This window comes from Legionella geestiana (assembly GCF_004571195.1).
GTDB lineage: Bacteria > Pseudomonadota > Gammaproteobacteria > Legionellales > Legionellaceae > Legionella_B > Legionella_B geestiana.
Map to the genome: position 1 here is coordinate 2,058,448 of NZ_CP038271.1, position 23,130 is coordinate 2,081,577.

Below are 23,130 nucleotides of genomic sequence, written 5' to 3' on the forward strand. Positions count from 1 at the left end.
GAAAAACGCAGCGACTCATCCCTATTGTTTCACTAACATTTTTCTTTGTACGGGACAAAAAACTTGAAGTAGCTCATTGATTAATAGACAATCCCTGCGTTTCTGTTCAAGGAAAAGGCATGGAGTCATGGAAATCAACGAGCTGAGCGGTATATTAAACGGATATTTTAGTTGGAACAAGGCAAGAATGACCTGTTTCGCCTGTATGCTGGTATCATTGTTCAAAGTAAGAACGGTCAATTTAAGCGAACTGGCCTGTGGCTTTGAAAGCGAGGCAACAATAGAATCGCGCTACAAGCGTATCAAGCGATTTTTCAGGGAATTCACAATATGCTTCACCGCTCTGGCCGGATGGGTGATGACTTTTTTTGATTTTGACCAGACGCCGTTGTATCTCAGCATAGACAGAACAAATTGGCAGTGGGGCAAGCAGGATATCAATATATTAATGCTGTCTATTGCCTACAAAGGGATAGCCATCCCTCTCATGTGGGATTTGCTGCCCAAGCGCGGGAACAGTAATACCACAGAGCGTATAGCCTTACTTAAGCGTTTTATAGAGCAGTTTGGCAAAGAAAGAGTTGCCTGTCTGCTGGCTGACCGAGAGTTTGTTGGAAACGAATGGTTCTCATGGTTGCGTAGTGAAGGGATCTCATTTTGCATTCGAATCAAAAGCAACACTCAAACCAGCAACAGCTTGGGGCTTGACGTTAATGTGGATGCTCTTTTCTACGATCTGAAGCCTGGTGAACAACGAAAACTGAGGGGTGAGCGCAGGCTTTGGAAGCAAAAAGTCTGGTTGAGCGCGCTCCGGCTTACAGATGGTGAATTACTTATTGTTGCAACAGATAAAGAAGTTGATTCACCTATCGAATTGTATGGCCGGCGCTGGGAAATAGAAACCCTGTTTTCCTGCCTGAAATCGCGCGGCTTTAACTTTGAGGACACGCATATTACAAAGCCGGAGCGTATTTCGAAGCTGATAGCACTTTTAAGCATCGGCTTTTGTTGGGCTTATAAAGTAGGTGAATGGCGCAACGAGCAAAAAGCGATCAAAATGAAAAAACATGGTAGAAAAGAGGTCAGTATTTTTCGTTATGGTCTTGATTTTCTACGTGATGCGGCTCTCAATGCAAAGCAGAATATCTTGAGTTTAATTGGTCAGGTGATGGCCTTCTTGAGCATCGAGGCACCGACCGAGGCGTTGATATGATTTTTTGTCCCGTACAGAGAACATTTTTCTAAACCTCTGAATGATTTAATAACTTTTCCTCAGACAGGAAACTCAGTGAAACATTCATTTTGGCAACGAACGATCTTAGTAAATTTCATGCTGTATTGTGTTAATGGAACATACAATAGCTCAAGGCGATAGCCAAGATTTCCGCCACGTTCTATCAATCAATATAAATTCTGAAACATCAGAAAATGCGTCTTCTTTATGCGTGTAAAATACCATACGAAATGGAATGATTTTAAAGCCGCAATAACGTTCAGGCATTGGGAGTGGTTTTGTGCCATATTCTTCCTTGAGGTTTGTTCTATTTTCTTCAAGTTGATCTCGATTTTCAATACGATTACTTCCTGATTGGCTGTAACTGCAAAATTTGATTTGTGAATCGGGTGTTTTGGTTTGCCAGTATATCTGGTTTTGTTTGGTTGATAAGGCTTGCGCTTGCCCATCAATCATGACCTCACGCTCATATAACTCAAACCAGAACGTTAAAGAAATCAAAGGATTTTCAGTAATTTCCTGTTCTTTACGGCTACCTTTTTTCGTAAAAAATATAAAACCGGCTTCATCAATTTCGCGGATAGAAACCACACGTCCATGAGGAGCAGCATTACTTGTCGTAGTTGAAAGAATCGCGTGTTGCGGATCTGGAGCACCTCGCTGTCGTTCCTCCTCAATCCACGCTATCAATGTACTTATTGGATTATTCATTGGTTAAATTTCCAATGGTTGTCAGAATAAACCGTATATTATATATGTTCCCGCATTTCGCATTGTATTTAACACGAATTTTTTTATCTATACAGTATAATTACTGTAGTTCAATTACATTTAGGGATGAGTCAAAACATTTTTGAACCGTACGATCTATTTAAAGACACAAGGGAACCAACAATTAGCACTTTAATTCCTTTTTCTGCACATAAATTTGCCCAATCAGAATTAAGCGCAATCAACTCGAATTCCGATTCGTTTTTTGATACCGTTAACTGCTTATATTTTCGAACAATAACTTCAGTATTTCCCTCAACCAGCGCTACAACATATTCCCCTGGCTTCGCGACGGTCCCGGGATCCACAATAAGCACATCACCAACCCGAAACTCCGGAACCATACTCTCATCCTTCACGATCAAAGCAAAAGCATGCTCTCCAATCCGTTCACTCAACTCGGCAGTAACAGGAATCAAATCAACCTTCTCAGAATACCGTTCGTTTTTCATAGCCTCAATACAAGCAACCGGATCACAAGCCTGCTTATAATCCAAAACCGGTATCAAAGCACCCAAGCCAGGTGATTTTTTCAGTTTTCCCTGCCGGTCATCCGACAAACACATCAAAAACGCGGGCGACACCTCCAATGCCCGGGCTAATTCTTTGATTTCCTCCGGCCCCGGTGTCCTGTCTCCACGTTCGTAATTGTTGATGCGGGAGATTTGCATGCTTTCGGTGAGCTCTGCCAGCGCCTTTCTGGTGAGTCCTTTAGCAGTGCGTTCCTGTTTAATCCTTTGTCCAATTTTCTCTTTGATGTTCATATCCATTCACTTTGAAGCCGTCTTTAAAAATATGATACCAGATATTGACTACTTCTCAATATGTGTTAACGTAATACTCGATATGAGCATTTATGCTCGAATTGATTATACAAGGCTTGGTTATCAAATCTGTCAAAAATACCACATACGGGTTTTGACAACCAATTTTTTGCAACGGAACGTGAAGAGGTCGGGATGGACTTCATTATCAGTGATGATGAATTGGCAGTCATGTATGGATTGCCGCATATACAGCAGTTGGCTTACCTGCGAGGGATTCGGCCTTACCTGAACGTTAAAACCGGTTTGGTTGGCGTTGAGCGGGGGATTAGTTATCAATCCATTGCTGAACAGCTTTATGTTGAACCGCATCAAGGGATTAAAAGCGTCAGTTATTCGCGTGCGCAGATCCGTCGTGCTATTGCCGGGCTTGAAAGAGCTGGGCTTGTTGAATCGCAATCGGATGATCACAAGCTTATTTTAAAATGCCTTTTGGCTAATCAGTCTTATTCTGTCCAGAAAAAAGCCGTCACAAAGCCGTCACAGCAAAGCGGCAGACTTTCAAATGCTACTTCCCTTGATTCTCAAAGCGTTTCACAGGCTAACCCCTCAAAACCCGACACAGTAAAAACTGAAAAAGCCGGCACACCTCATAAAGATCCTGTTTTTTTATATTTATTTAAGCAATTCGAAACATTCTGGTCGCGGTACCCCAGCAAAAAATCCAAACAAAAGGCCAGAGATGCGTTTCAACAAATCAATCCGGATGATGCGCTTTTCAACCAAATGCTCGCTGCTCTGGATGCACAAATCAAAAACCGGGATGCCTTGGAAATGGCTGGTAACTGGGTGCCACCCTGGAAATACCCGGCCAACTGGTTAGCCCAGCATTGCTGGAATGATGAATTGAACCCTGTCGTTACAACGGAGCGTAGCCATGCAAAAAGCCCATCAGTTAGTGCAAAAAAATCTGCCATCGATATTGTCTGGAACGGCTGCAGCGATGCCAGTTTCGAATTTGAGGACGACAAACCCGGAGTCCCAAACGCCGGCAACGTCGTTAACCTCCGACAAACCCGGGTTGACTGACAAACGCATGGATACTTTGTTTGTTCGGCTGGGTGCTATTTATGGTCATGTCTGGTGGAGCAGTTTTCAAAACGAAAAGGCACTGGAGTTTGCCAAAAAAGAATGGTCTGACGGGTTGATGCGTTTTGATAAATGCACATTGAAAGAAAGTTTGTTGAAGTTTCGCGAGAGTAAAGGATTCCCGCCAACCTTGCCGCAGTTTATTGAGTGTTGCAAGGCCATTATGAAACGCAAGGAAGATTGTTCGCCCGCACCCAAACCGGCTCAAAAATGCCGGTCAACGGTTGCGGAAAAACATCTCAAAGCCATGCTGGACCTTTTAAGACGTTAACCTGAGTAAGGAGATTGACATGCTGGTACTGACTCGCCGAATCGGAGAACAAATCCTCATCGACAAGGGGCAGATAGAAATCAAAATGCTGTACGTTCGTAATGGGCATATTGCTGTTGGCATTAAAGCGCCGGCGCATATCGATGTGGATCGCAAGGAAATATTTATTCGTAAACAGGCGGCCAAACAAGATGAAACCGTTACGGCAAAAGTCGCGGAACAGCTATAAACCTGAGAGCCGGGCATATGCCCGGGTGGAGATTGATATGCCCAGATTGTTAATCATTGCTTCATTAGGCTTGCTGACCTTAACTGGACAAGCCGCAAATGTTACGCAAATTAATCGTTATGCCACGGTAGCAAATAAGCCCTTACCCTCGCAAATAAATCCTTTGTTAACCGAGCAACAAATCCATTTCCCGCAAGATGTGAAAACCGTTGGGCAGGCCATTGAATGGTGGTTGCAATATTCTGGATACAGTCTGGTTGCTACTGAAAAACAGCCCGACAGTCTGCAAGCAGTTCTTCACCAACCACTTCCGCAAATTCATAAAAATTTGGGGCCTTTAACTGTTAAGGACGGACTTGAAGTCCTTGCCGGACAGCAAGTGTTTGAGCTGGTGGAAGATCCCTTATTGCGCGTGGTGAATTTCAAATTGAAGCCTTCTGCAAGGAGGAAAGCATGATACGTTTTGATAAAAGATGGTTGGCGATAATGCCCGTGGGAATTTTTCTTGTTGGCGGAATGTTTTTCGTTAAAGCCCGAATGCCAGCAACAGCAGGCGACAATAAGCAGATTGAAACACGTTTATCAAACATTGAATCCGGGCTTTCCCAATTGCAAGGGCAAATAAAAAGTCCTGCTGCTCCAATTGATTTAAGTCCGGTGAATCAGGAGTTAAAAAACCTGACAGCCTTGATGAAGCAATTAAAATCCAAAGACGATAGCAAGCTTAATCAGCTCATTACTGAAAATAGTAGTGAATTAACGCACAAATTGGATGCCATTCATCAAGTAATTAATGACCTGGATAAAAGACAGCATTCGATTAAATACCTGTCAGATACAGCACTCCCCTTCAAAGTCGTAAGCATTGACAGCATTCAGCAAGTCAGCGTTGCAACAATCGCTTATGACTTTAAAACCATTCCTATGGAAAAAACCGATACCCTGGCCGGTTGGACCGTCTTGCAGATTGATTTTGGCAAACAACGGTTGGAGCTGGAGAACCACAACAAAGAGCGTGTGCTGGTTAAATTGGGTGAACATCATGGTTAAGTATTCATATTTGATGCTTTCCCTGTTGGCCACACAACCGGTTTTTGCCGAATTGAATATCCCGGGTCTTGGCACTCAACCCCTGAATACTTTGGCTGCACAGGACCAAACATTGGCGCGTGCCGGTTTAGAGCTTAACGAAGATGACGTCACAACCGATCAAGACCCCAACAAACTGCAATTGAATGAACAACAACTGCATGAAGCCAAAGTCTGGGAATTAACGCCTGATGAAGAAAAACGTTATGTTCTGCTGATGCAAAATCGCAGCAAGTTCTACTATCAGGGTTTGCGGCAAACGCCTCTGGATATCCTCGGCCTGAACGCTCGCAACGAAGCCGAACGCAATCACTTTGCCGAGTTGGCAGCCAAACAGGAAGCGCAGAAAGTTGCGAAAAACATTGCCTGGAATAATGCATTTTACAAAGCCTACAACAAGCTGTTTGCCAACGTGCCGGTGGTCGGTGATTTCGACCCATCGCCGTTTTCACCCTACAACCACAAACCGGTGCAATTAACCCCTGGCGATACCCTGTATTTCTTCATCAAACCCGAAGATACCGTGACTACCATTCTCCTGGTGTTAATAGATGCGATTGAAAGCACACCGGATACACATTTGCATGTGATGTTGTTGGATAGCGAAGACCTGGCCATTCAATTATGGGCTAATAAACTTCAGATCCCCCAACACCTGGTTAACAATGCCCGGGTCACCCTGAATCATGGCGACCTGAATTATCAGGCACTCAAGGTCAATAAAAAATCAACTCCTTTACTGCTATTAGCTAACAACGGTCATTCCAGCGTTGTTGATCTGGGGAGGTTTTAAGATGAGAAAGCTGTCGATTATTGCTTATTTACTGATGATTGTGTCCTGCTACGCCTGGCAGGTTGATACCCATAGCCTGACGGAAGAATCTTTGCAACTTGAGAATAAATCCGATGTTCGGTTACCGGCAAGCAGCAAGGCAACGGTTGGAAAAGTGAATAAAAGAAAGCTCGAACTGATTAACTTTTCCTACTCGATTTTTATCATCGGTGATGATGCTTTTTCTCAACAATGGCTTAAAGAGCATGCACAAGAACTGGAAGACAAGCATGCACTGGGATTTGTCACCAATATCAGTGGCAGCACACAACTTGAAGCCTTGCAGGAGCTTGTCAAAGCGCCATTACTGCCTGCCAATGTCGATGATCTGCTAGCAATTTTCAAAGAAAGCCATTACCCACTGATATTTCATGAAGGTGAATTATGGCAATGAAGATGTCGACCCAAAAGCAGTCCAAACGCCTGTTCATGAGCTTGCTGGTGTTGGTCTTTTTAGGCTGGCTGATTTTATTCGGCTGGGCTTTGAGTCTTTGGGCGCTTTCAGGATTTGATACCGCTTGGCAGGACATTTACAAATTGTCTTCGCAACAAGCGGCTGCTATTTCAGAATTCAACGAGGCTTCTATTGCTGAGCAAATCAAAGCATGGTTCATCGGCTTGCCTACTGAACATATAACTCAAAAAGTAACAAGAGCCGGCTCGGCAATCAGAGAGGAGCTGAACACGGTTTTACCCGAAGAAAATTCCGAACTGACCAGCATGGCAGAAGACGTTTTTAACCTAAGCAAACAACTGTGGTTTCTTGCCTGTCTGATCACGCGCGTCATGTTAATCAAGCTGATGATTCTGCTTGCAGCGATTCCTTTGTTTGCACTGGCCACTGCCGCGGGGCTTGTCGATGGACTCAATCAACGCGCCATTCGCACGGCATCCCTTGGGCGTGAATCATCCTATGTGTTTCACCAACTGAATCGCTACTTCAAGCGCGGCATGTTGCTGTTACTGGCCTTGTGGCTTGCCATCCCAATCAGTATTACCCCGGCACTGATGTTCGTACCGGTCAGCATCCTGCTGAGTTTGATGGTGTCGATCACCGCCAGCCGCTTTAAGAAATATTTGTAAGGAGAGGAAATGAAACGTTTGTTTTTAATAGCACTGCTCGGCCTGTCTGTGACCGTCCATGCCAGCGAAGAAAACCTGAATCAAACTCTGGTGCGGGTCATCAACCAAATCAACGCCATCATGCCGATGCTCGATGAGGCGAAAGACGAAATTGAACCCAACACCCGCATTCAATTGCACATCGATGCTTTTGAAGGAGCAGACGGTAAAAAGCATCCAGGCCTTCGCAATGACTTGCTGGATATCCGCAATGCGCTGATTGACTACATCAACAAACCGGCCATAGAACCCAAAACCATCAAGCCTTTGGCGCTTGATTTTATTGGTAAATAGCCATGAGCAAAGTGGATATCGCAAAAACCTTTGCCGCCAGCTTCAAGCAGGCAACAGGTGAGATAGCTGCAAGTACTTTTTCCAGCTGCATCCGCTTTGTCGCCATCATGCTGGTCATCATCGCAGTTATGTGGTGCATCAATCATTTTATGGGCAATGAAGAAAAAGCGCAGGAAGGATTTCTCATTCATCTGGGTTCACGGATTACCCGCATTATATTCGGGCTTTGCCTGTTTATTTTAATTTTAATCGTCAAGGGGAACTAACCGTGAAAAATACATCATCTTGCTGGCAGAAAATTGGCTTGGGCTTTATCACTTTAAATTACGCGCCTGCAATGTTTGCAGATGGTTGGTTTCCCAAAGTCTCCAATGCGGATGACATCAGCGATGGCAATAAAAGCCTGATGACGGTTGCGAGTAATTACGTCAAACAGGGGCTGGTCATATTGCTGTTTATTGCGGCCGTTATGAGTTTTATCAAGTTTATATCTACTGTTCAGCACGGCATTGAGGAATCGAAGAAAAACGAAGGATCGATGATTGCCTTTGGCACTTTTGCAGTAATGGGAATTACCTATCTTGCCATCAGCATTGTCGCGGGTTATGTGGGGTACACCATGACCACCAAGTTCAAAATTTAAGGAAGACGCTATGAGCCGACCCTCATCGCGCCATTTGTCTCACGACTTTGAAGCTTACAAGGGATTAAGTCTGCGGGAATTGTTCTGGATAGTGATTGTGGCAACACCGGTGATTAGTCTGCTGTTTACCCTGGTGGGCTTGTTGCTGAATTACCCGCTCGCGATGGGATGTGTCGGTTTTCTGGTGGGCTTTGTGCTCTCGATTACCGTCTGCCCGAAACGGGTAGCACGGCTTAAAGCCGGAAAGCCGCATGGGTATCTGATGAAGAAATCCATCCTGGCGCTCGCGCGATTTGGTGTCCGAAGTAATCCGTATCTTGCCCATAAAGGGATATGGCAAAAATCCAAACTGGCAGGTAACTCAAATGTTTAACTACTGGAAAAAAATTGACAGCCTCAATCAGATCAACCGTCTTTTGCTTGTATTTGCGACGCTGTTACTACTGATCGTGGCGGGTCTTATAGTCACTCTGGCAACCGCACCCAAACGTTATGAATTCTGGCTCACACCAAGCATGGCAACCAACGGTGGTCTAATGCAGGCAGGACAGGTTTCGAATGAATACGTTCAGGGCTTTGCTGCAACCCTCATCCCAAGCATCAATACCTGGTCAAAGGCTGGGAAAAGTGAATTCTCTGGCAATCTCGCCAGTTTGCATTACTTCCTGACCCCGCGTCATCGACAGCTGATGGAACAAGCGCTCAGCGCCTACAAAGACGCGCAACTGTTTAACCGCATCCAGATTGCGAGCCTGTACCGCTTCATGGAAGAGGATGACGTGAAAGTTCTCGGACCCAATCTCTGGGAAGTGCATTTGGTGCTGCGCATTACCCAGCGATTGAATGATGACAGCCCAATGATCATCGCTGACAAAGTGGTGGATTACCACGTTCGTGTGGCGAAGGTAAACGTATCCCGGATGCAAAACCCCTTTCAATTGGCACTTGATGGTTACACCCGGCCCGAAACCCTGGTCAAAGATTTGTTGGCCACTCCTGTGAAGGAAAAACACCATGAAAACGTTTAAATACTGGTTCGCTTTACTGGCCTTATTCAGCAGCTGCGAGCTGTTCGCACTCGATGCCGAACATGTTCTGTGGGATAAAACACCGATACATTTAAGCTTGTCATTGAATGAAGAGCGGCTGGTGCATTTTCCCCAAGCCATCAGCATTGTCGATAATGAAGCCGGCGACAAAATCACTGTGTTAAAAGTACAGGATGCGTTATATCTGAAAGGGAAACAAGCCTTTGAAAACAAACGTCTGCTGGTTCAGCTTATGCCCCAGGGTGAGGTCATTATTCTCACCTTGTCAGCCAATGACAAAATTACGGCAAGCAAGCCAATTGAAGTTTTACTTGAAAGCAAAGAGGAAGCCGGTGCGCCGCAAAGTGCCAATGCCTTTGATATCAACGCTATCACACTGACCCGTTTTGCCATTCAATCCTTATATGCACCCCAACGCCTGCTGGTCATTCCGGACGGTGTTAGCCGAACCCCCATGCAAACAAGACGTCTGATAAGCCTCGTTTATGGTGCCAGCATGGAAGCACGACCACTGATTTCCTGGCATGGTGGTGCGTTTTATGTAACGGCTGTGGAGCTGAAAAACCTGCTCAACAAGGACGTGATCGTTGATCCGCGACGCATGAGCGGCAACTGGCAAACCGCGACATTTTACCCCACCAACACGCTTGCACCCCGCGGCAAGGAAGATACAACAACCGTATTTTTAGTATCGGACAGACCTTTTCATGAAGCACTGGTCAGAGCTCGGGAGTACGTACGATGAAAAAGAATGCCGGAATTAAAGTCTTGACAGGTGCTGTGGTTGGCGTGGCCGCATTGATTTTTCTCAACAGCAGTCATCACTCGGAATCTGTCGAAAAACCCCACGATCCCAATAATCTGAACGAAGCGATAGCCAGTCAATTCAACGACAACATTCGAGACGTGGCGGCGCGCTTGCAGGAAACTGAAAAGAAAATGGCCAGTATTGAGGCACAAAACAAAGCGCTTAAAAATTTGGAAAATAGCAAGCCTACTGAGACGGATAACTCTGAACTAATCAAAGAGCTGGACGCCCTGAAAGCGCAAATTGCAGAAATGAAAGCACCTCAATCGGACAGTGTCGCCTATGCCATCGAAGGAAAACCGGTTAAGCCTGCCAACGGTATCAAAGACATAGACCAGTTGTTGATGAAGCATGAAAACAAACCAGCCGAAATCGCCTACTGGGAAAGACTCAAAGCCAAATCTAAAGCCCTGACCAAAACAGCCCGTGTGAAAACAGATAAAGAGAAAAAAGCTATTCCTTACTACACCATCCCGGCAGGCTCCGATCTCGGTCGCACCACCTTGCTATCTGCTTTAATCGGAGAGGTGCCGGTAGAAGGCAAATTAATGCAGCCGCTGTTTCCCTTTTCCGCCATCATCAACAAAGGTGACTTGATGGCCGCTAACGGCATTGCCCTACCTTCCGATATTTCTGGTATGAAAATCAACGGCTATGCCATAGGTGTGGGTTCCTTTCTCGATAACATCAGCTGCGTTCGCGCCTACGTTACTTCCGCTTTGTTTGTATTTGACGATGGCCATTTTGTCACCGTGGGCAAGGAGCAAATGACCGGAACTGCCGAGATGGTTAATAACGAAAGTCTGGGTTATCTCACCACGGCCTTCGGCAACCCTTGCATCAAAGGCCAGTACTTCACCAACGCGCCGCGAGTCTTAACTGCCATGGTTGCCTCAGATGGTGTGAAAGGTTTTGGCAATGCACTGTCGCAATGGCAAATGACCTATGCAGCCAACGCCAATGGCGCAAGCAGTACGCCAACCGGCTCTATGGGTAATTACGCGCTCGGTGGTGCTTTATCCCAAGGCTCCGTCAAAGCCGCTGACTGGCTGGAAAAACGCATTCAAGGCAGCTTCGACATGGTGTTTGTACCGGCCAGCGTAGGCTTCCGCCCCAATCATTTTTCACTGCACCTCACACAAACCATCAACCTCGACAAAGAAACCAACGGGAGAGTATTGGATTATGGCCATTCAAAACAGTTTACGCATGATTTTAGCCTTCGGTAGCGCCTTGGCATTAAACGCTTGTGCTTCATCGATTGTCACATCCAGCGCGATACCGGAAGGAGGTTTGACTGTGAGCCAGCTTTATCAGCAAAGCGTTAGTGAACCCGTGCAAAGCTGGTCGGTCAAACGCCCGGCAAAACCAGTCAATTATGCCGGTTACACCCGTGATGCAAGCAATGAAATTCAAAACCTGTTCAAGCCGCTGGATAACCCGCAAATCCCGATTTACGTGTTTCCGCATGTGGCTCTGATAGGTGACGAGCAGCTGATTAAACCCGGCTATACCACTGGATTTTTTCTCTATAAACAAAATCAGTTTGCTTTGGCATCTGAGCGTTATTGAGAGTTTGCTTTATGCGATTATTTAATTGGTTATCAGGGGATGCCCTGACTGAAAAGACTATCAGGGCGGGTTACAGGAATACCAATCCATCCTTGCCAGACCGTCTGTCTATCGTGGATTTTTGCGACAAGCAAAATCTCTTTTTATTGAATGATGGGGTAAGCATTGGTTCAGGCTTTGAACTGGCCAGCATTCCAGCTGAAGCGGCTTCTCCTGATCATCTGGATGCGGTATTCAATAAAATCCGCGATACCTTTGCGGCGGTGGTTCCCCTGCATAAGGACGACCCCTGGGTTATGCAAATGTATGTGAATGATGAGTACAGTTTAAAGCCGGTACTCAACCACATCAGCAAACACATTGAACCGGACATCGCTGAAACGCCATTTACCCAGGATTATCTGGCACGACTCGATGACTTGTTCACCAAAATGGAAAGACCCGAAGGCCTGTTTCTGGATCCCAAAACTGATATGCCATACCGGGGACGCAGAAGACGCATTCGGGTGTTATTTTATCGCCAATATAAACAGGTGAAAGCTACACGCGAACAGGCGCTGATTGAACATCAGGACGTGATGGCACAGATTGAAAGCAAGCTGAAATCACCGGGCTTGCAGCTTAAGCGATTGACTGGCAGAGACTATTATAACTGGTGGGTGCGCTGGTTTAATCCGGAACCTGTATTGACTGGTGGAAGCGTGGATGCGCTGCTTAAGCGCTTTCCCTATCCTCAAAGCAGGCAACCTGCCGGATACAATTTAAGTCAGGCCATATTTTTCACGCCACCGGAAAGCAACGACAAAGGATTTGTTTTCGATGGCCACCAGCACCGCATTTTATACGTGGACGGTTTGAGAGAGGCACCAGAAACGGGTTTGTTATCTCGGGAAAAACCGCAGGCCAATCCCAAACACCGTTATGCGCTGCTTGATAAATTACCGGAAGGTGCCACTTACACCATTCAAGTGACCTTCAGTAACGATGAAGCTCTGGATGCACATCTTATGCGTTTGGAAAAAGGCATCGTCGGCACCAGTTTGAAGCCGCAGCAGGTACGGGATGATATCCGTACTGCTCGCGATGAGTTGTCCATGGGCAACCGGCTTTTCTGGGTGAATCAGGCAATTTACTACCGTGCTAAAACAGAGGAAGAATCAGCCCGGATTGAAAAGGAATTAAAGGAGCTGTTCATTGACGCCAAGATGCCTTTGATACCGTCCAGCTATGATTTGCATCCACTTAACAGTTATCTGAATGCCTTGCCTTTTAACTTTGTGCCAGCCTTCGCTCGTCAGTATTTACGGTTTGACAGGCTGATGTATGCATCTGAACTTGCAGCACTTCTGCCCGTTTATGGACGCAACCAGGGTGCAAGACATTTGCCTTGTTTCACCTTTTTTAATCGCCTCGGCGAACCGGTTCTGTTTGATGTGCTGCACACAGATTTTATCAGCCAAAATTCGCACATGGCCTTGTTCGCCAACTCAGGCGGTGGCAAATCTGTTTTGATAGGCTGGATGATTAACTCGCTGATGGCCGTTAAAAATGCCCGCATCGTTTTGTTTGAAATGGGTAATTCTTTTGATCGCATTCTCCTGCATTGCAAGGCACAAGGAAAAAAGACCCGTCAGCTTTTGCTCTCCAATCACAAGGACAAAGCCATACCCTTAAATCCTTTTTGCGATGCTTACAAGGCCATCCCTGAAATCAGCGAAAATCTGAGCGAAAGCAATGCTGCCAATCTCGCAGAAAAACTGATGGAATTGAAAAGCAGTCAATCCCATCAGGCAACCAGTGAGGAACTTGCCTGTGATGCCGAATCGCGCAGTTATTTAACCGAACTCGCATTGGCTTTGCGAACCATGATCACCGAAGCCAATGTGCGTGAGGAAGAGGGCTTCACCCTGGCCGATGAAACCTTGTTGATAGAAGTATTAAGCGATGCCATCATCGCATCCGCTAACGCAGGCGTTCCGCAAATGTTGACCGAGCATGTGCTTGCAGCTTTTGAGCAGCGACTGGTTAACGAAACCGTCCCTCGCAAAAAAGATCGCATTCAGGACATGGCTGACCGACTCAGAAGCTATGTCATCAATAGCAGCAAAGCGCGGTTTTTCAACGTGCCAACCGAACCACTGGATGACTTTGATATTTTTCACATTGATATTTCGGCCATCAAGGACGACAAAGGAAAGCTTGCATTGGTTATGGTGTCTTTGTTGCCACGTATTCTTGCCATGGCTGAGCGTGCGCAAAACGACAAACGCCCAATGTTTCTAATCATCGACGAAGCGCATTTGCAATTTGAAATTGACGTGATTGTGTCTTATGCCACGCTTATTGCCAAAGTGGCGCGAAAACTGGGTTTATGGCTGGTGCCGGTCACGCAAAACATTGCCGATATGAGTTCAGCCAAAGCCACCAAAATCCTTTCACTGATTGAAACCTGGATTGCTCTAGGACTCGATGAAAACGAACTCGCCGATATTAAACAATTCAAACAACTGACTCCGCAGCAGGAAGCCTTGATTCGTGACATCGATTCACAAAAAGGCCTGTATGCGGAAGCCGTTCTTTTAGGTTCACGCTACCAGGGATTGTTTCGTGTGATTCCACCCCGTTACTTGTTAGCCCTGTTAATGAATGAAAAATCCGAGAAAGCCGAGCGCCACGCATTGGAGAATGATCATGATGTCCTTAAAGCCGCTGAAATCATCGCCCATCGATTGGAGAACAAATCTCAAAAGCAACAGGCGGATGATTGCTTTTATGAAGATTAGTCCGGTCTTGTTATGTGCCTTTGCCGGTTCGGCCTTCGCCGATGAAAGTCTGAAGCCACCTCACCCCATCAGCAGCTTTGGCATAGCTGCGCGTGTGATTGAAAAAACCTTCAGCAACAGCCATTACAAAATCATTGGCAGCTGTACCTGGGCGGTTGGAGGATTGCCACCGAAATTGGTTGAGATACCCGCAGTCGAGCAATTTATTCCGGATTTAATTGTGACGGTGACCAACCGGCCTGAAACCAATCCCTGGATTGAAGCCAATGCCTTGTTTGAAAATGCGGCTAGCCGTGCGCTCTATCAAAAAACCTACAAACTGGCGACCGGTTCGGACCTGGGCTTTGGTGAAGATTCCGGGCAAATCAGCAGCATGCACATGGATGATGAGCGCACCAGAATCGTGGATGTCATCGGCAGCCCAGCCGGCTTGTATCGTTTGCCTGCTGTAACCCATCAACCGGAAACACGGTTTGGCTATCCTTATTATCTCAGCGAGGCTGACGCTGTGTCCGATCGCACAGAGCTTGCAGAAATCGCTTACATGGCAACGCATCCCAATTTGCTTTTTAATCATGATATTGGCAGCCAGTCTGACATCTGGGGGCATGAAACTCCAAGACTCATGCGTGTAACCCAACCTTCACGATTCCGTGCCTCGATAGTCGCTGCCATGCATGCCGCGGATATCGTGACCAACAAAAACAGTCTACATGTTACCCAAAGCACTAGTAATTCTTGCGGCAAAAATTGCGTCGTGTCCAATGTGATTTTCGACCCCGAACGCAAACGGGTTATCTGGCAGGAAGTCTATCCCAAAAACCGCAACATCAATCCGGCAGACGTCAGTGATTTGGGTATTGACGACGATAAAGCCGGCAATGGCAATTATGTCTTTGTCGTCTGGCGTAAATACCGGGGCTGCGTTCGGCACAAGGGAAAGTATGTTCCAGCCTTGTCATTCCCCAAAGTAGGTCAACCCCAAAAACGATAGGAAGTGATTATGAAAACAACCATAGCTCTGATTACATGCTTTATGCCCCAAGTCTTGTTGGCCAGCTCTTTGCTGCCGAACCAGTCGGATTATTACTACAAGCTTGGAGGCACTTCCAACCTGTATGTGCCGCCTGTCAACAACGATCAAACCATCACCATCGGCGGCAACATCGACAGCCGTTTGGGCTTCACCTGCAGCGGCTTTAATCCGGTGGTTTCCATCACCAATACTTTTCAGGACATGAAATCCTCCGCCATGAACATACCGGGTGGCATCATTGATAATCTGAAAGGATCAGTCGCGGGTTATCCCATGTATAAACTGCAACAATCCATGCCGGCACTGTATAACGTTCTGCAAAATACCGCTGCAGGCGCACAGAATGAATTCAGCGTTAAAGTGCGGGATTGTCAGGACACCAAACAGAAGATGGAGGAAGGTCAATCACCGATGGAAGGCATTTTGTCAGTGTCCGATAGTCAGGGCTGGCTTGAAGCCGCCAAACGCGCCAAAACCGAAAACGTGGACGTCACACAAACGGCGAAAAACATCGCAAAAAAACGGGATGAATACGGCTTGCCCTGGATAGGCCGAGAGAGCGGTAATGCCGGTGGCAAATACCAAAGGCCGATTAAAGTCATTAATGATGTGGTGATTGCCGGTTACAACATCCTGTTGAACCGCAAGCCCCTCAACAATGTTAATAAAGCCGATACCAATACACCTATGACGCAAAACTGGAAGACACCTACAGAGGCTGGGAACTGGGCAGTAAAGGTTCTCGGGGATATCCACGTCAGTGCCAGCGAAGACAAAGCCGACCCCAGCAAACATGACGCCAAAGCAGGCATTGGACTCTCAGCCCTTCTGCAAAGTTGTGATAGCAGCAACACTTGTACCTCCAATGTATCCAAAGCTTTGTGGCAACTGGTCGATAAAAAATGGCAATTGACTGAGGAAAAACTCAATCTGGTCAGTGCATCGAATTTAAAGATAACTGATGAAATCATCATTACTATCCAGCGCATGCCTCGGGAGGAACAAAGCCTCACCGTGTCCAAACTGGCCGAAGAAATCGCCGTTCAAAACATGCTGGACAAAGCCATGATGATGCGCCGCATCCTGCAAGCAGGTCTTCAGGTTCAGGAAGTACAAAACCTCAAACCAGCGCTCGATATGGTGCGTTTCGCTCTGAAGAAACTTGACGACGATATTCATTCCCTTGCTTTTGAAAATGACGTGCGCAAGAAAATGATGACCGAAACACTTGGATTGCTAATGGACATGCGCTCCAACGAAATAGCAAAAGGCCTGCCGGGTGAAGATCACGAACAATCGAATGTGAAAAACGGTGCCGTTTATCTCAAATCTGATTCCAAAGGAGCCTGATATGGTTGTTTTTAGTCCTTTGTCCTTGTACACCACGTATTTGGGCTGGCAGCAATACGAGGTTTTGTTCAACGCCCTGTGGCAAACAGGGCTGCTCTACCTTGGCTTTCTCATGGTGGGCTATCGTTTTCTGAAAAATGTATTGGCTCCGGCAGGATCCACCCACCATGCAGCTGAACATGCGCTGAACAATTTTCTGTATGAGCTGGCAATAACCTTCCTAATCTGCGGCATCTTCGTTTATCCCTGTGTGCCTTTGGAAGAAAAAGCGCTGAGTTTCAAACCCATGTGTGGCATTAAAAAAGGCTCAGACGCCAAAACCTCCACCCTGAAAGACACCGGCACCACCTATGACGAAGCTTTCGCCGATGTTCTGACCAACAACGTGAAAATACCCATCGGTTTTGCCATTTTGCAAAATTACATGTCAGGCCTGACTTACGGTTTGATGAAAGTCACTGGTTGCACCGACAGCTTGCAAGCGATTGAAGGAGATTTGATCTCAACTTACCTGCCAGCCGACGTTCGAGAACAGGCCCTGAATTTTCATCGGCAATGTTTTCTCGAAGCCAGGAACAGTTATTACAATGAACCGCATGACAAAGCCAAAGTAGGCGAAATCCTGAAAAAGTACGGTGGGGAAGAAGATCTGAAATGGGTCGGATCGAAAGTTTTTCAAACCCTGTATTACGGCAATATTCATGCGCGCCAACCGGTGCCAGGATTCAGCTTTAAAGAAGCACCCAACAGCAATCTGGAAAAAGCAGCACAGCGCGGCGATATAGATTACAGCCATTTACCAGAACAAGGATATCCAACTTGCAACCAATGGTGGGCAAAGCTGAAAACTGATTTGGTTCAGGTAGCCAATAATGCCAGTGTTTTTGATAGCCATCTGAATTATTACGCAGTCTCAGACCGAGTGCGTACCTTCAAATCTACCCACCCCAAAGCATGGGGCTCGCAATTAACCACAGAAGATTACATCGCCAAAATGCTGCTGAACGACAGCCGCGACATGCAGGCTAACAGCGTCAAAAACCTCATGGACAACACCAACGGCGCTTTTGGCAGCACGATTTCGCATGGTCTGGTTAACATAGGTCAATGGACAAAATCCTGGACATCAACACCGTTAAAACGTGAAGCAATCATGCAAACACTGCCGGTGATGCAAGCCTTCCTGTATTTTTTCCTGATCATTATGACCCCGGTTGTATTGGCATTAAGCGGATACAATCCCAGAGCATTGGGTAGCCTTTGCGGACTATACATCATGGCGATTTTCCTGCAATACCTCTGGCACCTGGTGGGTTTTGTTGAGCGAAGTGTTCTGGATCCTTTAGGGCAAAATGATGCCGTTTCAGCCATGCGTAATATGGCTGTGATGTTTTATTTTATCGCACCCATGTTGTTGATGAGATTATCGAGTCATTTTGGTGGAGAAGCAGGAGCGGGATTATCAGGTCTGATTACGGAAGCCAGCCAACACAGTGATCATGCTGCCAAGGCAGGGAGTGATATAGCTAAAACCGGTGTTAAAGTGGCAAGCATGGGGAAATTATAATGTGTAATTTATCCGCCATCACCATGGACACATTTATTGTATTCATCGATGCTGATCAAGCCCTCATCAAAAAGCGCTTGCGCTTTGAGGGCGCTATGACACGGTTTGGAGCGATCATCCGAAGCAATGGTGGCTATTAGTTGCAAGAATACCAGTGCCAATTTCCAAAGGATTCTCAACGCCGAAAAGGCCATGGATTTACGACTTTTGATATTCCTAATCATCAGGAGATTTCCATGTTAAAAAAATACATTCGTTCAACCATTATAGTCACGTTCAAATACCTTATGCCAGTGCTGCTGCTTTTACTACTTGCACCTGTGCTTTTGCAATTCAGTCAGGAGATGAATCAAGCGCAGAAATTTTTGAGCACACATCAAAGCGGGTTCCATATTCTGCATGGTCTGATTTATATCTTTATTTACTACTTATGGCCGCGATTAATACATGCCAGAAGCAAGGAATGCGAGCTTACTCCAGAACAAATTCAAATTGCACTAAACGCCAAATGGTACTTGCTGGCCGCCATGGCTGTGTTTGAATTACTGACCTGGTGGAGATGATCATGGCCGATTATCCCGTTGAAAATCTGTTACGCGAAGCAACCGAAATCTACACCAGCATAACCTGTGCGGCATTGGCCGCGCTCGCTATCAGCAAACCTCATTTGTTTTTATTAACGCAGGGCATGGGTTATTACGCCGGGATGAGTCTGGGAGGCTTGAGTCTGTTCAGAGGATTACAGGCACTGAGAATCAAACGATTCCAGCGTCGATTGATAACCATGCCGTATTACGCGCTTTCAACTACCGAGGTACCACTATCGCAGAAATGGCTGTTTATCGGAAAAGGATTCCGTTGGTTCCCGCATCACACCCAGCGCTTGCACCAGATCAAACAAATCAAAAACGAATCTTTTATGCAGAGAGGAAAATGTTTCCGAACGGTCAGAGACTATTGTCAAAACCATGAGCAAACAATTTTTGCAAAATTACTCTGCAGCCAAACCAAATTTAATCCGTTCAGACCCGACCCAGCCGTTGGCGGTAGTCCATACTTGCATGGATTAGGAGAAAAAGACGCACCGGTTTATATCCCGCAAGACGTACGCGTCGGCCATACCTTTGTTGTAGGAACCACTCGTGTCGGCAAAACAAGACTGGCCAGTATTCTGATCAATCAGGATATACGCAACGGCGACGCAGTAATCGTGGTCGACCCCAAAGGTGATCTGGATCTGGTGCGCGATATGTACTCAGCCTGCGAAGCCGCCGGGCGACTCAAAGATTTTCGCATCGTGCATTTGGGTTTTCCAGAATTGTCGGCTCACTATAACCCCTTAAAAAATTACGACCAGGTCAGCGAAGTAGCCACCCGAATTACCGATGCCATCGCCGCAGAAGGCGAAGGAAAACAATTCGCAGCCTTCGCCTGGAAATACGTCAACATCGTCGCGATTTGCCTTGAAGAAATGAAGCAGCCAATAACTTATAAGTCTATCGCCTTTTACATCAGCAGACTGGATCAATTACTCATGGCCTATGCCGACGCAATCATGCCAGTTCATTACCCGGACTATCACGAGCAGATAGAATCCATCCTGACAAACCACGAAGAACGCAGCAATCGCAAACATAAAAACGCCGCACCAATGGACAGGCCCAAAGCCGTCATTGAATATCTGAAAAGCCACATCAGCAAAACAATCGCCGCCGGAAACGTGGAAAGTCTGCACGATCAGGTTCTGATTGATTTATATGATGCGGCAATCATGGACAAACACTACTACGACAAAATCACAGCCAGCGTCGGTCCAGTGCTCTCAGAAATCAACAAAAGCAATGCTACCGGGATATTCTCCTTTCATAACACCTGCAATGAAATCGAGCTGATGGCGGCTATTAAGGAAAAGAAGGTCATCTATATTGGTTTGGACAGCTTGACCAATCCCAATATCGCTCAAGCCGTAGGTAAAGCATTTTTGTCTGATCTGGTATCTACCGCTGGAAAAATCTACAAAGAAAGCAATGCCAAATACCGCTTGAACCTGCATTGCGACGAGCTGTCAGAAATCATCCAGGATTCGTTCGTCAAAATTCTTAATAAGGCTGGCGGCGCCGGGTTTCAGGTTACGGCTTATGCTCAGACTATTCAAGATATGGAGGTGGCGCTGGGGTCAAAAGCAAAAGCGGATGTTACCGAGGGCAACCTCAATACCTTGATTATGCTCAGGGTAAAAAATGAAGAAACAGCCAATTTATTGATAAAATTACTACCAGAGGTTGGTGTGGTTGGTCATACCCAGGTATCCATGGTGAATGATACCCCGCATAGTGAGGATGGGGTTTATTTTAATACAACTAATGAAGATAGAGTCCAGGCAACGTCAGTGCCGATGATTGATGTCAATGATATTATTTCGTTACCCAAAGGCCAGGCATTTGTTCTGGTTAATGGCGGCGAACTTTACAAGGTGCGGATACCTTTACCTGTTAATGATGGATTGGCGCCTGTTGAAATCAGACAAGCGATTCAAAGCATTAATCAATTAACAGCCAATTAACAGCTGATGCTGAGATTTTGCATAAATCATGGAAAATCTTTATGAATGCCCGCATTCGTGATTCTTGCGCATTTCGAAAAATGCGCTGAAAAAGAGCAAAATAAAATCTGCGATTAATGGTATATTATAGCCTTGCAAAAACAGGAGACCTTATGAAAAAGCAACCCATCTTCCAGGTTGATGCCTTTACTTCCTTTTTATTTGGAGGGAATCCGGCAGCAGTTTGTCCGTTGAAAGAATGGTTGCCAGATGATCTCATGCAGTCTATCGCTATGGAAAATAATTTGTCTGAAACGGCGTTCCTGGTTCAGGAAGGTGATTATTACCAGATACGTTGGTTTACACCCAATACCGAAGTTGCCCTTTGCGGCCATGCGACTCTGGCCAGCGCTTTTGTTGTGTTTGAGTTTCTTAATCCTGCTGCAAAACAGCTGAATTTTAACAGCCAAAGTGGCGAGCTGAGGGTCACGAAGCATAACGACAAACTGGAGATGGATTTTCCCGCATTGCCTTACACAAAAATTACGCCTGCATCAGAATTGATAGAGGCGATTGGTATGCATCCAGCAGAAGTCTATGAAAGTACATTTGATTTGCTGGTTATATTGAATAATGAAGAGGATGTCAGGAATGCACGACCGGAACTGGATGTCATTGGCAAATGGCCATCACGAGGTGTGATTTTGTCTGCGCCAGATAGCCATGGAGGTGTCTATTCACGTTGTTTTTATCCCGGTTGCGATGTTCCGGAAGATCCCGTAACCGGTTCAGCACACTGTGTCATTGCACCTTACTGGAGCGAGCGACTGGGCAAAAACACAATTCAGGCCATCCAGGGTCTCAAACGTCAGGGAGCATTGCTTTGCAGAGTGCAAGACAATCGCGTTTTTATGTCCGGCTCTTGTAAATTGTACCTGCAAGGGCATATTTTTTACCCTGAGGTTCAAACACAAGGACACTTACAAAAATGATCATCGATGACACCAATCCAATCCTTCCACCCATTCATTCGTTTGAATGATTATGAGAACTTTAAATTAAAAACAGACATGCATGAAGCAGCTGCCAAACAAATTATGCATCGGCATTGCCTGCCACAGCTACCGCTAACCCTTTTTTCGGAAGGCACCAACATCGTTTATGAGTGCGGCGATCAACACGTTATCAAAATTTTTCCTCCATTTCATCAAGAGCAATACCAAAGCGATTGGTTGGTGATGAAGCATCTTCAGGATAAGCTCCCGGTTAACACACCAGATCTTCAATACCACGGAGAGCTTGCCGAGTGGCCATATATTGTGATGAGCAAATTGGAAGGGACTTTGCTGGAAACACTTTGGCCGAGCATGCATTATGATAATAAAATGATTATCATTCGCGAGTTAGGCTCATTAATCAAAGAAGTGCATACACTGCCCACCGATGGATTGGAGGCAATTGATTGTCATTGGGAACAATTTATAGGAAAACAACTGAGTAACTGCGTAAACCATCATCAATCCCTAAAGCTGCCTGCGCATTTATTACAACAACTTCCAGAATATCTTGAATCCATTAAAGCCAATTTACCAAAAATCAAAGCGCCGGTAATTTTAACAGGGGAATATACCCCAATGAATTTTTTGGTAAAACAAAGGGACGGAATCTGGCACATAGATGGGTTGATTGACTTCGGAGATGCCATGTTGGGTTTGCATCAGTATGATTTATTAGGGCCTGGTGCCTTTTTAATTCAAGGGGACAAGCCGTTGTTAAAAGTGTTTTTGATGTCATATGGATACACGCCGGACGAATTAACCCAACCATTGAGCCAACAGCTCATGGGATTATTGCTGTTGCATAAGTATAGTAATTTAAATATTCAAATCAGAATGGATGGTTGGCAAAGTGTGAAATCAGTATATGAATTGGAGCAATTGGTTTGGGGATTTTAGCATGATTTGCATTATGAAAGAGATCGGATAATTGGCCATGCTCAGGTATCCACGCTAACTACTATAAAGA

General features: G+C 45.8%; 28 protein-coding genes. 25 read left to right on the forward strand and 3 right to left on the reverse strand.

Translation table 11 applies throughout. From position 1 onward, the window contains the following. Positions 1-127: 127 nt before the first annotated feature. On the forward strand, positions 128-1,213 hold the full coding sequence (locus E4T54_RS09190; RefSeq protein WP_115152790.1) for an IS4 family transposase: 1,086 nt from the start codon (positions 128-130) through the stop codon (positions 1,211-1,213). Between the two features lie 150 nt (positions 1,214-1,363). On the opposite strand, the gene E4T54_RS09195 is transcribed toward E4T54_RS09190, so the two are convergent. Further along, entirely contained in the window at positions 1,364-1,945 is a 582-nt protein-coding gene (locus tag E4T54_RS09195; RefSeq protein WP_058387051.1) for a pyridoxal 5'-phosphate synthase, read from the reverse strand. 131 nt (positions 1,946-2,076) lie between these two features. Further along, complete coding sequence (locus E4T54_RS09200) at positions 2,077-2,769, reverse strand: helix-turn-helix domain-containing protein (protein WP_058387060.1); 693 nt, start codon at positions 2,767-2,769, stop codon at positions 2,077-2,079. 195 nt (positions 2,770-2,964) lie between these two features. Between E4T54_RS09200 and E4T54_RS09205 the strand changes: the two genes are divergently transcribed. The 20 genes from E4T54_RS09205 to E4T54_RS09300 all read left to right on the forward strand — a co-directional run bounded on the left by E4T54_RS09205 (position 2,965) and on the right by E4T54_RS09300 (position 18,563). Next, entirely contained in the window at positions 2,965-3,858 is an 894-nt protein-coding gene (locus E4T54_RS09205; protein WP_058387050.1) for a hypothetical protein, read from the forward strand. 7 nt (positions 3,859-3,865) lie between these two features. Next, positions 3,866-4,189: a Vir protein gene (locus E4T54_RS09210; RefSeq protein ID WP_238582774.1), complete on the forward strand. Its 324-nt coding sequence runs from the start codon at positions 3,866-3,868 to the stop codon at positions 4,187-4,189. Between the two features lie 19 nt (positions 4,190-4,208). Next, positions 4,209-4,418, forward strand: coding sequence for a carbon storage regulator (locus E4T54_RS09215; RefSeq protein ID WP_058387049.1), 210 nt, complete (start codon positions 4,209-4,211; stop codon positions 4,416-4,418). Positions 4,419-4,455: 37 nt separating this feature from the next. Further along, positions 4,456-4,875, forward strand: coding sequence for a PFGI-1 class ICE element type IV pilus protein PilL2 (pilL2, locus tag E4T54_RS09220; RefSeq protein ID WP_058387048.1), 420 nt, complete (start codon positions 4,456-4,458; stop codon positions 4,873-4,875). Continuing rightward, entirely contained in the window at positions 4,872-5,468 is a 597-nt protein-coding gene (locus E4T54_RS09225) for a hypothetical protein (protein WP_058387047.1), read from the forward strand. Before pilL2 ends, E4T54_RS09225 begins: the two co-directional genes overlap by 4 nt. Beyond that, positions 5,461-6,300 carry a TIGR03759 family integrating conjugative element protein gene (locus E4T54_RS09230; protein ID WP_058387046.1) on the forward strand — a complete coding sequence of 280 codons (840 nt, stop codon included), beginning with the start codon at positions 5,461-5,463 and terminating at the stop codon, positions 6,298-6,300. Before E4T54_RS09225 ends, E4T54_RS09230 begins: the two co-directional genes overlap by 8 nt. A gap of 1 nt (position 6,301) precedes the next feature. Next, on the forward strand, positions 6,302-6,733 hold the full coding sequence (locus E4T54_RS09235; RefSeq protein ID WP_058387045.1) for an integrating conjugative element protein: 432 nt from the start codon (positions 6,302-6,304) through the stop codon (positions 6,731-6,733). After that, complete coding sequence (locus E4T54_RS09240; RefSeq protein ID WP_058387044.1) at positions 6,724-7,422, forward strand: TIGR03747 family integrating conjugative element membrane protein; 699 nt, start codon at positions 6,724-6,726, stop codon at positions 7,420-7,422. Before E4T54_RS09235 ends, E4T54_RS09240 begins: the two co-directional genes overlap by 10 nt. A gap of 9 nt (positions 7,423-7,431) precedes the next feature. Continuing rightward, complete coding sequence (locus E4T54_RS09245) at positions 7,432-7,755, forward strand: hypothetical protein (protein WP_058387043.1); 324 nt, start codon at positions 7,432-7,434, stop codon at positions 7,753-7,755. A gap of 2 nt (positions 7,756-7,757) precedes the next feature. Continuing rightward, the gene (locus tag E4T54_RS09250; protein WP_058387042.1) at positions 7,758-8,021 is read left to right on the forward strand and encodes a hypothetical protein; all 264 of its coding nucleotides are present in this window, start codon (positions 7,758-7,760) and stop codon (positions 8,019-8,021) included. 71 nt (positions 8,022-8,092) lie between these two features. Then, positions 8,093-8,398: a hypothetical protein gene (locus E4T54_RS09255; protein WP_058387058.1), complete on the forward strand. Its 306-nt coding sequence runs from the start codon at positions 8,093-8,095 to the stop codon at positions 8,396-8,398. A 10-nt stretch (positions 8,399-8,408) separates the two neighbouring features. Continuing rightward, positions 8,409-8,771: a TIGR03750 family conjugal transfer protein gene (locus E4T54_RS09260; RefSeq protein WP_058387041.1), complete on the forward strand. Its 363-nt coding sequence runs from the start codon at positions 8,409-8,411 to the stop codon at positions 8,769-8,771. Continuing rightward, positions 8,764-9,426, forward strand: coding sequence for a DUF2895 family protein (locus tag E4T54_RS09265; RefSeq protein WP_058387040.1), 663 nt, complete (start codon positions 8,764-8,766; stop codon positions 9,424-9,426). Before E4T54_RS09260 ends, E4T54_RS09265 begins: the two co-directional genes overlap by 8 nt. Beyond that, complete coding sequence (locus tag E4T54_RS09270) at positions 9,413-10,192, forward strand: TIGR03749 family integrating conjugative element protein (protein WP_058387039.1); 780 nt, start codon at positions 9,413-9,415, stop codon at positions 10,190-10,192. Before E4T54_RS09265 ends, E4T54_RS09270 begins: the two co-directional genes overlap by 14 nt. Continuing rightward, the gene (locus tag E4T54_RS09275; RefSeq protein ID WP_058387038.1) at positions 10,189-11,484 is read left to right on the forward strand and encodes a TIGR03752 family integrating conjugative element protein; all 1,296 of its coding nucleotides are present in this window, start codon (positions 10,189-10,191) and stop codon (positions 11,482-11,484) included. The genes E4T54_RS09270 and E4T54_RS09275 overlap by 4 nt, the downstream gene beginning before the upstream one ends. Continuing rightward, the gene (locus tag E4T54_RS09280; protein WP_058387037.1) at positions 11,441-11,827 is read left to right on the forward strand and encodes a TIGR03751 family conjugal transfer lipoprotein; all 387 of its coding nucleotides are present in this window, start codon (positions 11,441-11,443) and stop codon (positions 11,825-11,827) included. The genes E4T54_RS09275 and E4T54_RS09280 overlap by 44 nt, the downstream gene beginning before the upstream one ends. Positions 11,828-11,838: 11 nt before the next feature. After that, on the forward strand, positions 11,839-14,610 hold the full coding sequence (locus tag E4T54_RS09285) for a conjugative transfer ATPase (RefSeq protein WP_058387036.1): 2,772 nt from the start codon (positions 11,839-11,841) through the stop codon (positions 14,608-14,610). Then, positions 14,600-15,604 carry a TIGR03756 family integrating conjugative element protein gene (locus E4T54_RS09290; RefSeq protein ID WP_058387057.1) on the forward strand — a complete coding sequence of 335 codons (1,005 nt, stop codon included), beginning with the start codon at positions 14,600-14,602 and terminating at the stop codon, positions 15,602-15,604. The genes E4T54_RS09285 and E4T54_RS09290 overlap by 11 nt, the downstream gene beginning before the upstream one ends. 9 nt (positions 15,605-15,613) lie before the next feature. After that, complete coding sequence (locus E4T54_RS09295) at positions 15,614-16,996, forward strand: integrating conjugative element protein (protein WP_058387035.1); 1,383 nt, start codon at positions 15,614-15,616, stop codon at positions 16,994-16,996. Between the two features lies 1 nt (position 16,997). Next, positions 16,998-18,563 carry a conjugal transfer protein TraG N-terminal domain-containing protein gene (locus E4T54_RS09300; protein ID WP_058387034.1) on the forward strand — a complete coding sequence of 522 codons (1,566 nt, stop codon included), beginning with the start codon at positions 16,998-17,000 and terminating at the stop codon, positions 18,561-18,563. An 8-nt stretch (positions 18,564-18,571) separates the two neighbouring features. On the opposite strand, the gene E4T54_RS09305 is transcribed toward E4T54_RS09300, so the two are convergent. Further along, the gene (locus E4T54_RS09305) at positions 18,572-18,787 is read right to left on the reverse strand and encodes a hypothetical protein (RefSeq protein WP_058387033.1); all 216 of its coding nucleotides are present in this window, start codon (positions 18,785-18,787) and stop codon (positions 18,572-18,574) included. 12 nt (positions 18,788-18,799) lie between these two features. On the opposite strand from E4T54_RS09305, the gene E4T54_RS09310 reads away from it, so the two are divergent. The 4 genes from E4T54_RS09310 (at position 18,800) to E4T54_RS09325 (ending at position 23,060) form a co-directional block, all read left to right on the forward strand. Then, a complete protein-coding gene (locus tag E4T54_RS09310; RefSeq protein WP_058387032.1) occupies positions 18,800-19,126 on the forward strand; it encodes a hypothetical protein in 327 nt (108 codons plus the stop codon). Positions 19,127-19,128: 2 nt separating this feature from the next. Next, positions 19,129-21,126: a type IV conjugative transfer system coupling protein TraD gene (gene traD / locus E4T54_RS09315; protein WP_058387031.1), complete on the forward strand. Its 1,998-nt coding sequence runs from the start codon at positions 19,129-19,131 to the stop codon at positions 21,124-21,126. Between the two features lie 152 nt (positions 21,127-21,278). Beyond that, on the forward strand, positions 21,279-22,097 hold the full coding sequence (locus E4T54_RS09320; protein ID WP_058387030.1) for a PhzF family phenazine biosynthesis protein: 819 nt from the start codon (positions 21,279-21,281) through the stop codon (positions 22,095-22,097). A 6-nt stretch (positions 22,098-22,103) separates the two neighbouring features. Then, the gene (locus E4T54_RS09325) at positions 22,104-23,060 is read left to right on the forward strand and encodes a phosphotransferase family protein (RefSeq protein WP_238582773.1); all 957 of its coding nucleotides are present in this window, start codon (positions 22,104-22,106) and stop codon (positions 23,058-23,060) included. Positions 23,061-23,130: the final 70 nt, after the last annotated feature.

Bases quoted from the DNA above. Each gene is read 5' to 3' on its own strand.
- E4T54_RS09325 (WP_238582773.1), top strand. From the start codon at position 22,104: ATGACACCAATCCAATCCTTCCACCCATTCATTCGTTTGAATGATTAT.
- E4T54_RS09305 (WP_058387033.1), bottom strand. From the start codon at position 18,787: ATGATTAGGAATATCAAAAGTCGTAAATCCATGGCCTTTTCGGCGTTG.
- E4T54_RS09235 (WP_058387045.1), top strand. From the start codon at position 6,302: ATGAGAAAGCTGTCGATTATTGCTTATTTACTGATGATTGTGTCCTGC.
- E4T54_RS09210 (WP_238582774.1), top strand. From the start codon at position 3,866: ATGGATACTTTGTTTGTTCGGCTGGGTGCTATTTATGGTCATGTCTGG.
- E4T54_RS09260 (WP_058387041.1), top strand. From the start codon at position 8,409: ATGAGCCGACCCTCATCGCGCCATTTGTCTCACGACTTTGAAGCTTAC.
- E4T54_RS09245 (WP_058387043.1), top strand. From the start codon at position 7,432: ATGAAACGTTTGTTTTTAATAGCACTGCTCGGCCTGTCTGTGACCGTC.
- E4T54_RS09240 (WP_058387044.1), top strand. From the start codon at position 6,724: ATGGCAATGAAGATGTCGACCCAAAAGCAGTCCAAACGCCTGTTCATG.
- pilL2 (WP_058387048.1), top strand. From the start codon at position 4,456: ATGCCCAGATTGTTAATCATTGCTTCATTAGGCTTGCTGACCTTAACT.
- E4T54_RS09310 (WP_058387032.1), top strand. From the start codon at position 18,800: ATGTTAAAAAAATACATTCGTTCAACCATTATAGTCACGTTCAAATAC.
- E4T54_RS09200 (WP_058387060.1), bottom strand. From the start codon at position 2,769: ATGAACATCAAAGAGAAAATTGGACAAAGGATTAAACAGGAACGCACT.
- E4T54_RS09285 (WP_058387036.1), top strand. From the start codon at position 11,839: ATGCGATTATTTAATTGGTTATCAGGGGATGCCCTGACTGAAAAGACT.
- E4T54_RS09295 (WP_058387035.1), top strand. From the start codon at position 15,614: ATGAAAACAACCATAGCTCTGATTACATGCTTTATGCCCCAAGTCTTG.
- E4T54_RS09320 (WP_058387030.1), top strand. From the start codon at position 21,279: ATGAAAAAGCAACCCATCTTCCAGGTTGATGCCTTTACTTCCTTTTTA.
- E4T54_RS09290 (WP_058387057.1), top strand. From the start codon at position 14,600: ATGAAGATTAGTCCGGTCTTGTTATGTGCCTTTGCCGGTTCGGCCTTC.
- E4T54_RS09265 (WP_058387040.1), top strand. From the start codon at position 8,764: ATGTTTAACTACTGGAAAAAAATTGACAGCCTCAATCAGATCAACCGT.
- E4T54_RS09250 (WP_058387042.1), top strand. From the start codon at position 7,758: ATGAGCAAAGTGGATATCGCAAAAACCTTTGCCGCCAGCTTCAAGCAG.
- E4T54_RS09190 (WP_115152790.1), top strand. From the start codon at position 128: ATGGAAATCAACGAGCTGAGCGGTATATTAAACGGATATTTTAGTTGG.
- E4T54_RS09195 (WP_058387051.1), bottom strand. From the start codon at position 1,945: ATGAATAATCCAATAAGTACATTGATAGCGTGGATTGAGGAGGAACGA.
- E4T54_RS09270 (WP_058387039.1), top strand. From the start codon at position 9,413: ATGAAAACGTTTAAATACTGGTTCGCTTTACTGGCCTTATTCAGCAGC.
- E4T54_RS09205 (WP_058387050.1), top strand. From the start codon at position 2,965: ATGGACTTCATTATCAGTGATGATGAATTGGCAGTCATGTATGGATTG.
- E4T54_RS09300 (WP_058387034.1), top strand. From the start codon at position 16,998: ATGGTTGTTTTTAGTCCTTTGTCCTTGTACACCACGTATTTGGGCTGG.
- E4T54_RS09255 (WP_058387058.1), top strand. From the start codon at position 8,093: ATGTTTGCAGATGGTTGGTTTCCCAAAGTCTCCAATGCGGATGACATC.
- E4T54_RS09225 (WP_058387047.1), top strand. From the start codon at position 4,872: ATGATACGTTTTGATAAAAGATGGTTGGCGATAATGCCCGTGGGAATT.
- E4T54_RS09275 (WP_058387038.1), top strand. From the start codon at position 10,189: ATGAAAAAGAATGCCGGAATTAAAGTCTTGACAGGTGCTGTGGTTGGC.
- E4T54_RS09230 (WP_058387046.1), top strand. From the start codon at position 5,461: ATGGTTAAGTATTCATATTTGATGCTTTCCCTGTTGGCCACACAACCG.
- traD (WP_058387031.1), top strand. From the start codon at position 19,129: ATGGCCGATTATCCCGTTGAAAATCTGTTACGCGAAGCAACCGAAATC.
- E4T54_RS09215 (WP_058387049.1), top strand. From the start codon at position 4,209: ATGCTGGTACTGACTCGCCGAATCGGAGAACAAATCCTCATCGACAAG.
- E4T54_RS09280 (WP_058387037.1), top strand. From the start codon at position 11,441: ATGGCCATTCAAAACAGTTTACGCATGATTTTAGCCTTCGGTAGCGCC.